The organism is Streptomyces hilarionis (assembly GCF_024539675.1).
GTDB classification, from domain to species: Bacteria; Actinomycetota; Actinomycetes; order Streptomycetales; family Streptomycetaceae; genus Streptomyces; species Streptomyces hilarionis.
The window spans coordinates 40648-51566 of record NZ_JAHHIT010000072.1; the positions used below are offsets into that span (position 1 = coordinate 40648).

7 protein-coding genes are annotated in these 10919 nt (G+C 69.7%); 1 reads left to right on the forward strand and 6 read right to left on the reverse strand.

All coding sequences use genetic code 11. The features are described from left to right. Positions 1-132: 132 nt before the first annotated feature. The 4 genes from KMS84_RS18920 to KMS84_RS18935 are packed head-to-tail and all read right to left on the reverse strand — an operon-like array spanning position 133 to position 5227. A complete protein-coding gene (locus KMS84_RS18920) occupies positions 133-1641 on the reverse strand; it encodes a GH39 family glycosyl hydrolase (protein WP_256917427.1) in 1509 nt (502 codons plus the stop codon). Then, positions 1638-3293, reverse strand: coding sequence for an ABC transporter substrate-binding protein (locus KMS84_RS18925; protein ID WP_256917428.1), 1656 nt, complete (start codon positions 3291-3293; stop codon positions 1638-1640). The genes KMS84_RS18920 and KMS84_RS18925 overlap by 4 nt, the downstream gene beginning before the upstream one ends. A 33-nt stretch (positions 3294-3326) precedes the next feature. Further along, on the reverse strand, positions 3327-4241 hold the full coding sequence (locus KMS84_RS18930; protein WP_438818958.1) for a carbohydrate ABC transporter permease: 915 nt from the start codon (positions 4239-4241) through the stop codon (positions 3327-3329). Then, positions 4238-5227, reverse strand: coding sequence for an ABC transporter permease (locus KMS84_RS18935; RefSeq protein ID WP_256917429.1), 990 nt, complete (start codon positions 5225-5227; stop codon positions 4238-4240). The genes KMS84_RS18930 and KMS84_RS18935 overlap by 4 nt, the downstream gene beginning before the upstream one ends. Before the next feature lie 271 nt (positions 5228-5498). Here KMS84_RS18935 and KMS84_RS18940 point away from each other — a divergent pair, with 271 nt between their 5' ends. After that, positions 5499-6584, forward strand: coding sequence for an acetylxylan esterase (locus tag KMS84_RS18940; RefSeq protein ID WP_256917430.1), 1086 nt, complete (start codon positions 5499-5501; stop codon positions 6582-6584). Positions 6585-6862: 278 nt separating this feature from the next. Here KMS84_RS18940 and KMS84_RS18945 read toward each other — a convergent pair whose 3' ends face one another. Together KMS84_RS18945 and acnA are read right to left on the reverse strand one after the other, a co-directional pair. Next, entirely contained in the window at positions 6863-7927 is a 1065-nt protein-coding gene (locus KMS84_RS18945) for a lytic polysaccharide monooxygenase auxiliary activity family 9 protein (RefSeq protein ID WP_256917431.1), read from the reverse strand. 434 nt (positions 7928-8361) lie between these two features. After that, the coding region (gene acnA, locus KMS84_RS18950) for an aconitate hydratase AcnA (RefSeq protein WP_256917432.1) at positions 8362-10919 on the reverse strand (2558 nt) is incomplete at its 5' end.

Consider the following 10919-nt stretch of genomic DNA (forward strand, 5'->3'; position numbering starts at 1 on the left):
ACGCGCGACGACGGTGGACGACCCGGACCGGGACCCGGACTCGGACCCGGCCGCGCCCCGGACCCTCACCCGGGCCCGGATGCGGTTGCCGGTGGGGACGGCGGGCCGGGGCGGCGCCGGCGGAGGCGGTGCTCACGGCGCCGGCCGGCCCAGCACCCGTCGCTCGTCCCACCAGGGCGGTGTCTCGTCGGCGACCGGCGTCAGCTCCACGAGGGTGATCTCGTGGCGTGCCAGGGTGATGTCCAGCACCGCGCGGCCGTCCCGGACGGGCAGGCGCCGGTGGCTGCGGGCGGGCTCGGCGGCCTCGTGGAGGACGTCCAGCTGCCCGGGGCGCGGAGAGCGCGGACTGCCCATGTGCCGCCAGGCCGTGTACGCGTTTCCCCGGTCCTCGTCGACGCTGGACCGGCGGACGAAGACCTCCCCGGCTCCGGCGGGCAGTGACAGGCGCAGCGTGTGCCGGTCGGGGCCGGGGGTCTGCCCCGTCGGGTCGACGGGCGCCCAGGCCAGGACCGCGGTCCGGCCGTCCGCGTGGCGGGTGACGAGGTGGTCGTCACCCCGTGCCAGCAGGTCGGGGCCCATCCGGGCCATGAAGGCGTACAGGTGGTAGACCGGCTTCCTGACCTGCCGGTGGGTGAGCAGTCCGAAGCCGCCGTGGAAGAGAGCCGTGGGGACGCCGGCCTCCTCGAACATGTCGCTGAACGTCCAGTAGGAGAAGGAGTCCGCCAGATCGCCGCCGTGGGCGAGCACGGGGGCCAGGTAGGCGGCGTGGAACGCGGTGTCGTGGACCGGGTTGTCGGGGCGGTAGGAGGAGTTGAACTCGGTGATGTGCACCGGCAGCCCGGCGAGCGCGGTGCCCTTGAGCCGCTCACGGGGCGTGGCGAACTGGTCGAGCAGGTCGGAGGCCGGGGCGAGGGTCTGGTGGACGCCGAACGGGACGTGCTGGGCGGGGCCGGAGGTGTAGGCGTGTTTCGACACGAAGTCGACCGGCACGTTCCGGCGCTCGGTGAACTCGGCGAACCGGTCCAGCCACGCGTCGGCGCCGGGCGAGACGGCGGGGCCTCCGACCTGGAGAGCGGCGTCCACCTCCTTGACCGTGTGCGCGGTGACCTCGTACAGCCGGTGGTACGCGTCCTCATCCGCGTCCTGCCAGAAGTCGCGCAGGTTGGGCTCGTTCCACACCTCGACGGGCCAGGTGCGGACCTCGTCCGGTCCGTAGCGGTCGACGAGGTGGGTGAAGGTGGCGCGCACCAGGTCGGCCCACTCGCGGTGGGAGCGGGGCGGGGTGACGTTGCCCCGCCACCAGAAGACCGTCTGCTCGCCGGAGGCCAGTTCGGCGGGCATGAACCCGAGCTCCAGGAAGGGCCGGACACCGGCCGCCAGGTAGGCGTCGAGCACCTGGTCGACATAGGTGAAGCTGTGCAGGACGCGGCGCGCGCCCTCGTGGTCGTAGGGGCGGTACACGCCCATGCCGTCGCTGAGCAGGCCGTGGCCGCGGATGTACCGGAATCCGATGTCGCGCCGGATCAGGCCGAGGGAGTCCTGGTGGTCGCGGCGCAGGGCGAGTTCGGCGCGGCCGGTGCCGACGCAGTGCCGCCAGGCGTCGTGGAAGGGGCCCGTCGGCCGGGCGGGGACGTGGATCACCCGTTCTCCTTCTGGAAGCGTGCGCGCGCCTCGTTGTGCAGGTCGACGAGCCGGTCCATGTTCTTGGCCTTCAACTCGCCCACGTAGTCGTCCCATTCGGACAGCGGCCGCTTGCCGAGGACGAACTTGAGCATGTTCTGCGTGACGTGGTCCCGCAGGGGGGTGTCCCACAGCGAGGCCTGCTCCTGCTCGACGGACTGGAGCGGGTGGGCCGGGTCGATGGGCAGTTGCTCCCGCCGGGCCATGGCGTCCTGGAACCGCTTCTCGTCCGCGCCGAAGGACGAGGAGACCAGCGCCCAGCTGCCGCCGTAGGTGAAGACGCCGTTGAAGAAGCCGTAGTCCTTCTGGAGGTCCTTCGGCGCGTCCGGGTCCGACCCCATCAGGCTGATGCCGGGTTCGGTCCGGTACCGGCCGCCCGAGTAGGCGTAGGTGGTGCCCTCGACGCCCCACTTGGCGAACCGCTGCCCCTCGTCGGAGTACCAGAGCCAGTCGACGAACTGCATCATGGCGACGAACGTGTCGCTGGTGAGGGCCTTGCTGGAGATCATGACGCCGTTCTCCAGCCGGGCGCCGCCCATCACCACGGGGCCCGCCGGCCCGAGCGGGACCGGCACCATCTCGATCTTCGCGCCCTTGACCTGCTTCTCGAGGTTGTACCGGTAGTTCTGGACCAGCTCCTGCGAATTGGCGCTGATCGCGAAGGACTTCTGGCCGAACAGCTTCTGCACCGCCTCGTCGTCGGTCTGGGTGAAGCTCTCGGGGTCCACCAGCTTTTCGGCGACGAGTTTCCGCAGGTACTCGACGACCTGGCGGTAGGCGTCGGTGGCGCCGGTGAAGACGAACTCGCCGGCCTTCGCGTCGAAGCTGATGTTGTCGTAGGTCCAGCCCGCCTTCACCCCGTGCGCCTGGCCCAGATAGCTGAGCAACGCGGCGGCCGGGAACGGCGTGTTGGTGCTCCAGCGGTCGGAGAAGGGGTAGAGGTCCGGATGTTCGGCCTTGATCGCCTTGAGGACGTCGTGGACCTGGTCCCAGGTCGTGGGCAGGGCGAGCCCGAGCCTGTCCAGCACGTCCGTGCGAAGCGACAGCGAGTAGTTGGACTTGACCTTCTCGTGCAGGCCGGGCAGCAGGTAGTACTTGCCGTCGGACTGGCGGATGGAGTCCAGTTCGGGCTCCAGCTTCCATTTTCTGACCTTGTCCCGGAAGTTGGGCATGAGATGGACGTACTCGCTCACCGGGAGGATCGCACCCGACGAGACGAAGGCGACCTCGGACGGGTGGTAGGTCTTGGGGATGAGGAACGGGGCGTCGCCCGCTCCGATGAGGACGCTGCGCTTCTTCTCGTAGTCGCTCAGCGGGACGGCGATCGGCTTCAGGGTGACCCCGGTGCGTCGCGTGACCTCGTTCCAGAAGAGCCAGTTCTCCTTCATCGGGTAGACCGGGTTGTTGTTGTGCAGCACGGAGAAGGAGAGCGGCTTCGACGCCTTGAACCGCTGCCCGACGCGGTATTCCTTCATCGCTCCGTTCTGCTTCTTGGAGAGGTCCTTGTCATCGCCCCCGCTCTCGCCGCCCCCGCAGCCGGTGAGAGCCGCCAGGCCGATGAATCCTGCGGCGGAGAGCATCTGACGTCGTGACAGCTGGCCTGCGTTCTTCACGGAGACTCCCTTGTTCCGTCGGAGGTACGGCTCTCAGCCCTTCACCGCGCCGAGCGTGACGCCGGAGACGAAGTAGCGCTGGACGAACGGGTACACGCACAGGATGGGCAGCGCCGTCAGCACGATGGTCACGGCCTGGATGTTCGCTCCGACCTGGCTGAGCTGGTCGGTTCCCGCGCCGGCGTTCCCGCCGGTGGTGGCCCCCGAGATCAGGTTGCGCAAGTAGACCGTGACCGGCATCAGCTCCGTGCGGTCCATGTAGAGGTACGCCGAGAACCAGGAGTTCCAGAAGGACACCGAGTAGAAGAGCACCATGGTCGCGATGACCGCCTTGGACAGCGGCAGCACGATGCGGAACAGGATGCCGTAGGTGTTCAGTCCGTCGATCTCCGCGGCTTCCTCGAGCTCACGCGGCAGGCTCTCGAAGAACGCCTTCATCACCAGCAGGTTGAACACGCTGACCGCGTTGGGCAGGGCGATCGCCCAGACCGAGTTCTTCAGGCCGAGGCTGGTGACCAGGACGTAGTTCGGGATCAGCCCCCCGGTGAAGAACATCGTGAACACGGCGACGCCGACCAGCACCCCCCGCCCCCTGAGGTCGCTTTTCGACAGGACGTAGGCGTAGCAGGTCGTCAGGGCCATCGCGATGACGGTGGAGACGACCGTGTACAGCACCGTGTTGCCGTAGTTGCGCCAGAACATCGAGTCCCGGAAGACGATCCTGTAGGTGGTGAGGTTGAATCCCTTGGGCCACAGCGTCACTTCACCGGCGCGGATCTGCCGTTCCCCGCTGAAGGACCGCGCGACGATGTTGACGAAGGGGTACAGGGTCACCAGCACGACGAGGGTGAGGACGACGCCGTTGACGCCCTGGAAGACGCGGTAGCCGCGCGTGGGCTGGTGCACGGAGGTGCGCGGACGCGGAGCGCGGGCGGTCCGGGGGCTCACCACAGGCTCGTCCCCACGGTGCGCCGCGACAGCAGGTTCGCGCTCGTGATCAGCACGAGTCCGATGACCGCCTCGAACAGCCCGATCGCGGCGGCGTAGCTGAAGCTGTTGGACTCGACGCCGGTCCGGTACAGATAGGTGGAGACCACGTCGGCCGTCGGGTAGGTCAGCGGGTTGTACAGCAGGAGGACCTTCTCGAACCCGACCGCCATGAACGTGCCGATGTTGAGGATCAGCAGCGTGATCATGGTGGGGCGGATGCCCGGCAGCGTGACGTGCCAGATCTGCCGCCAGCGGCCGGCGCCGTCGATGCGGGCGGCCTCGTAGAGGTCCTCGTCGACGGTCGTGAGCGCCGCGAGGTAGAGGATCGTGCCCCAGCCGACGGTCTGCCAGATCTCCGAGCCCACGTACACGGTGCGGAACCAGCCGGGTTCCTGGATGAAGCGGACCGGTTCGTGGCCGAACCAGGACAGCACGTGGTTGACCGGACCGTCCGTGGCCAGCGTCTGCAAGGTGATGCCGGCGACGATCACCATCGACAGGAAGTGGGGAAGGTACGAGATCGACTGCACGAACTGCTTCAGCGCGCGCCGCCGCACCTCGTTGAGCAGCAGCGCCAGGACGATCGGCAGGGGGAAGCAGAACACGAGCGTGAGCCCGCCGAGCCACAGGGTGTTGCGGAAGACCTGCCAGAAGGTGGGGTCGGTGAGGAACATCCGCACGTACCGCAGCCCCACCCACCGCTCCCCGAGGATCGAGCCGCCCGGTTCGAAGCGCCGGAAGGCGATCACGTTGCCGATCATCGGCAGATACCGGAAGACGAGGAAGAACAGGAGCGGCAGCACGGCGAGCGAGTACAGCTGCCAGTCGCGGCGCAGCGACCGCCTGCGGCCCCGGCGCGGCGCGGCGCGCGCGGGCCCGTGCCGGGGCTCCGCCGGCGAGCGCCGGGTTCTGCGGGGTGGGGCCGACCTGGTGGAGGTGCTCATGCTCGGGCCTCCCGGGGCATCCTTCGAAACGCTCGATCAGTCGTGCGTGATCTCGAAACATTCGCGCCCTTACCGGTAACTGTGCGGCAACGTAAGGGCTCATGGAAAGCGCTGTCAATGGGTGCTGCACGGCGGGCTGACGGGAGCCGTGCGGCGTTGTGCAATCTCAACGGGCGGGGTAGAACCAGGTATTCGACTGCTGCGGTTCTCCGCAATTTTCTGGCTGGCCTACGCAACGATCGCTCCCCCCACGACCCTGCGAGGTGGCACCGTGCCCGCGTTCGACCTGCCGTTGCCCGAGTTGGAACGCCATCGCCCGCCGCTCGACGAACCCGCCGACTTCGACGCGTTCTGGGCCGAGACCCTGCACCGGGCGCACCAGCGAGAGCCGCTGGTGTCCGTGCGGCCCGTCGAGACCGGGCTGCGTCTGGTCCGGACGTGGGACGTCACCTTCCGGGGCTTCGCGGGCGACCCCGTCCGGGCCTGGTTCAGCCGCCCGGCCGGCGCGCGCGAGCCACTGCCCGCGGTCGTCGAGTACGTCGGCTACGGACGCGGCCGCGGCTTCCCGCACGAACGGCTGACCTGGGTGAACGCGGGCCATGCGCATCTGCTCATGGACAACCGCGGTCAGGGCGACCAGTACGGCGACGGAGGCGCCACCCCCGACCCGTGGGCCACCGCGCGGGGTGGTCCCGGACCCGCCGCCCGGGGTCTGCTCGCACCGGCGGACTATCACTACCGACGTCTCGTCACCGACGCCGTGCGCGCCGTGACCGCGGTCCGCGCGCTGCCCGGGGTCGACCCGGCCCACACGGTCGCCGTCGGGAACAGTCAGGGCGGCGGCCTCGCCCTGGCCGTCGCCGGCCTGGTCCCCGATCTCGCCGCCGCGCTGGTCACCGCCCCCTTCCTGTGCGGCGTCCGGCGCGCGCTGGAACTCACCGACACGGGTCCCTACGGGGAGATCGCCGGCTACCTCTGCGTTCACCGCGGCTCGGAGGAGGCGGCCTACCGCACGCTCTCCTACGTGGAAGGCGTCTCCTTCGCCCGGCGGGCCCGGGCCCCCGTCCACTTCGGCACGGGCCTGCGCGACACGGTCTGCCCGCCGAGCGGGGTGTACGCCGCGTTCAACCGTTACGGCGAGCTGAGCGGGGGCGCGCGTGCCCACAGGGAGATTCACCCCTACCCGTTCAACGGGCACGAGGGAGGCGGGGGCGAGCACGTGAGGCGTCAACTCGGCTGGCTGGCCGCACGGTTGGCGGAACGTGGGGCGACCCGCGCAGCACGGCCGGACCCGGCGGACATGGCGGTCATGGCGGACGTGGGGGATGCGGCGGACGTGGGGGACCCGGCGGGCTGACGTCGTCAGCACGGTGGGGCCGTCGAGGACGGACGGCGACAGGGAACCCTCGAACGAGCCGACGCGCCATCGCATCAGGGCCTGGGCGGGTTCGGGGCACGTTCCGGTGGGGCGGTTGCACCTCGGTCACGTCAGCCGCGTCAGGCCGCCGACCACGTCGGTCGTGCCAGGCCCGGCGGCCACATCGGTCGTGCCAGGCCCGGCGGCCACGTCGGTCGCAGCGGGTCGCAGGTCCGGTGGGCGTCGACCGCCCACCGGACCGCTCTCGCGAGCGTCGCTCAGCCGACCCGGCAGGGCAGGCTCGTCGTGCTGTCGCCGCCCGAGCCGGAGGTGACGTACCCGAAGGTCGTACTGCGGCCCGGACTCAGCGAGCCGTTCCAGTCGGCGTTGTGGACCATCACCGCCTGGCCGGTGTACGTGGCGTTGCCGCTCCACAGGCTGGCGACCGACTGGCCCGCCGGCAGCGTCCAGTCGACCATCCAGCCGAGCATCGGGACATCGCCGGAGTTGGTGACGGTCACCTCGGACTGGTAGCCGCCGTTCCAGGTGTTGGTGGTCCTGCGGGTGGCGGTGCAGGCGCCCGGAACCGGCTCGGTCGGGTTGCCGGGTTCGTGGATGCCGGTCACCTCGCCGTTCCCCCCGTCGAAGACGACGTCGGAGCAGGAGTAGAAGGTCTCCGCGCTGTCCGAGCGCTGCCAGACCATGTAGATGATGTGGCGACCGGACTTGCCCGCCGGGAGCCGGCCGGTCCAGGAGTAGTTGGCCTCCACCGTGCCGGGGCTGCCGTGCAGCGGCGGGTGGTCGACGGAGAGGAAGGGCTGGCTCTCCAGGTCGTCCCAGGTGAGGGTGCGGGTCGGGTCGAAGCCGTCCTTCGTGACGTAGACGTAGAACCAACCCGGGTGGGCCGCCCAGGCGTTGTACGAGAAGTCCACGGTCGAGCCCGAGGTGAGATGGGTCAGCGGCCAGTCGGCGCGCGGTGCGTTGAAGCCGGTGAAGTTGGCGTTGCCGCCGCTGCACAGTTGACCGTCGGGCACGAAGCCGCGGGTGCGGCCCGCCCCGTCGGAGCGCAGCACGGAGAACCAGTTGTAGAACGGCGTGGTGCCGCTCACCTGCTGGGCGTTCTTGCAGGCCGGGTTGACCGGTTTGATCTCACCGGTGTCGGTCAGCGCGTCCTGCCAGCACAGGAAGGTGCGACTGGCGGGCTTCATGGGGGTGCCGTGCGCCTCGGCCTTGCCGCCGGCCGTGACGATCAGGCCGAGGGCGGGAACGGTGGCCAGCAGGGCCAGCAGAACGAGGAAGAGGGCTCGGGTGCGTAAGGTCGTCTTCTCGTTTGGCGTGATCATGACAGATTGCATGGCAGATGAGTCCGCCTTCCGTGTACGGACCGTGCGGGCAGGGAGTGCACTGCGGATGCGGGACCGGTTCGCGTCCACGCCGGGTGCCTGCGGCGTGCGCGGCCGGCCTGCGAGGCGCGAAGTGGGAGCGTCCCGCTCGCGCCCGGCGGGTTCCGGTCCGTCGGGCGCGAACATATGGGAGCGCTCCCACTTCACCTGTGGCGGAAGGTAGCGCTGTACGGCCCACTTGTAAACGGGGTCGTCCGTGCCGCTTCGGCCCGCGGGAGGGCGGAAGGCGGCGCGAGGGAGGGCCGCAGCCGGCGCGCGCGGCATCCCGGCGCGGTGTGACCTGCGGCGTTCACCGGCCCGGACGGCGAGGGGCCGCACCCCCGTCATCGGGGATGCGGCCCTGAACTGCCGTGCGCTACCGCCTGGTCGACCGCTTACTTGCGGATCAGGCTGCGGAGCACGTACTGCATGATGCCGCCGTTGCGGTAGTAGTCGGCCTCGCCCGGGGTGTCGATGCGGACGACCGCGTCGAACTCGACGCCCGTGTCGGTGGTGACCTTGACCGTGCGCGGCGTGGTGCCGTTGTTGAGCTCCTCGACACCGGTGAAGGAGAAGGTCTCCTCGCCGGTCAGGCCGAGGGAGGCGGCGGACTGGCCCTCGGGGAACTGGAGCGGCAGAACGCCCATGCCGATCAGGTTCGAGCGGTGGATGCGCTCGTACGACTCGGCGATGACGGCCTTGACGCCGAGCAGCGCGGTGCCCTTGGCGGCCCAGTCGCGCGACGAGCCCGAGCCGTACTCCTTGCCGGCCAGGATGGCCAGCGGGGTGCCCTGCTCGATGTAGTTGCGGGAGGCGTCGTAGATGAACGACACCGGACCGCCGTCCTGGGTGAAGTCGCGGGTGTAGCCGCCCTCGGTGCCCGGCGCGATCTGGTTGCGCAGGCGGATGTTGGCGAACGTGCCGCGGATCATGACCTCGTGGTTGCCTCGGCGCGAGCCGTAGGAGTTGAAGTCACGACGCTCCACACCGTGCTCGGTGAGGTACTTGCCGGCCGGGGTGTCGGCCTTGATGGCGCCGGCCGGGGAGATGTGGTCGGTGGTGACCGAGTCGCCCAGCTTGGCCAGGACGCGCGCGCCCGTGATGTCGGAGACCGGGGTGGTCTCCATCGTCATGCCCTCGAAGTACGGGGGCTTGCGGACGTAGGTCGACTCGGCGTCCCACTCGAAGGTGTTGCCGGTCGGGATCGGCAGCGCCTGCCACTGGGCGTCGCCGGCGAAGACGTCCTGGTAGGACTTGTTGAACATGTCCTCGCCGATGGCGTTGGCCACGACGTCGTTGACCTCGGCCTCGGAGGGCCAGATGTCCTTGAGGAAGACCGGGTTGCCGTCCTGGTCGGCGCCCAGGGCGTCCTTGGTGATGTCCACCTTCATGGAGCCCGCCAGGGCGTACGCGACGACCAGCGGCGGGGACGCCAGGTAGTTCATCTTGACGTCGGGGTTGATCCGGCCCTCGAAGTTGCGGTTGCCGGAGAGGACCGAGGTGACCGCGAGGTCGTGGTCGTTGACCGCCTTGGAGACCTCCTCCGGCAGCGGGCCGGAGTTGCCGATGCAGGTGGTGCAGCCGTAGCCGACGAGGTTGAAGCCGACCTTGTCGAGGTACGGGGTGAGGCCCGCCTTGTCGAAGTAGTCGGTGACGACCTTGGAGCCCGGGGCGAGGGTGGTCTTGACCCACGGCTTGCGGGTCAGGCCCTTCTCCACGGCCTTCTTCGCGACCAGCGCGGCGGCGACCATGACGTACGGGTTCGAGGTGTTGGTGCAGGAGGTGATGGCCGCGACCGTCACCGCGCCGTGGTCGAGCTCGTAGGTCGAGCCGTCGGGGGCGGTCACGGTGACCGGGTTGGACGGGGCGCCGTTCGGCGCGACGGCCGGGGCGTCGGAGGCCGGGAAGGACTCCTTGCCGGACTCGTCGACGTCGTCCACGTAGTTGCGGACGTCCTGCTTGAACTGCTCGGCGGCGTTCGCGAGGACGATGCGGTCCTGCGGGCGCTTCGGGCCGGCGATGGAGGGGACGACCGTCGAGAGGTCGAGCTCCAGCTTCTCGGAGAAGTCGGGCTCGGCCTTCGGGTCCAGCCAGAGGCCCTGCTCCTTGGCGTACGCCTCGACGAGCGCGACCTGCTGCTCGGAGCGGCCGGTGAGCTTGAGGTACTTCAGGGTCTCGTCGTCGATCGGGAAGATCGCGGCGGTGGAGCCGAACTCCGGCGACATGTTGCCGATGGTGGCGCGGTTGGCCAGCGAGGTGGCGGCGACGCCCTCACCGTAGAACTCGACGAACTTGCCGACGACGCCGTGCTTGCGCAGCATCTCGGTGATCGTGAGGACGAGGTCGGTGGCGGTGGTGCCGGTGGGCAGCTCGCCGGTGAGCTTGAAGCCGACGACGCGCGGGATCAGCATGGAGACCGGCTGGCCGAGCATCGCGGCCTCGGCCTCGATGCCGCCGACGCCCCAGCCCAGCACGCCGAGGCCGTTGACCATCGTGGTGTGCGAGTCGGTGCCGACCAGGGTGTCCGGGTAGGCCTGGCCGTTACGGACCATGACCGTGCGGGCCAGGTGCTCGATGTTCACCTGGTGGACGATGCCGGTGCCCGGCGGGACGACCTTGAAGTCGTCGAACGCGGTCTGGCCCCAGCGCAGGAACTGGTAGCGCTCCTTGTTGCGGCCGTACTCCAGCTCGACGTTCTGCGCGAAGGCGTCGTTGGTGCCGAACTTGTCGGCGATCACGGAGTGGTCGATGACCAGCTCGGCCGGGGACAGCGGGTTGACCTTGGCCGGGTCGCCGCCGAGCTCCTTGACGGCCTCGCGCATGGTGGCGAGGTCGACGACGCAGGGCACGCCGGTGAAGTCCTGCATGATCACGCGCGCCGGCGTGAACTGGATCTCCTGGCTGGGCTGGGCCTGCGAGTCCCAGCCGCCGAGGGCACGGATGTGGTCGGCGG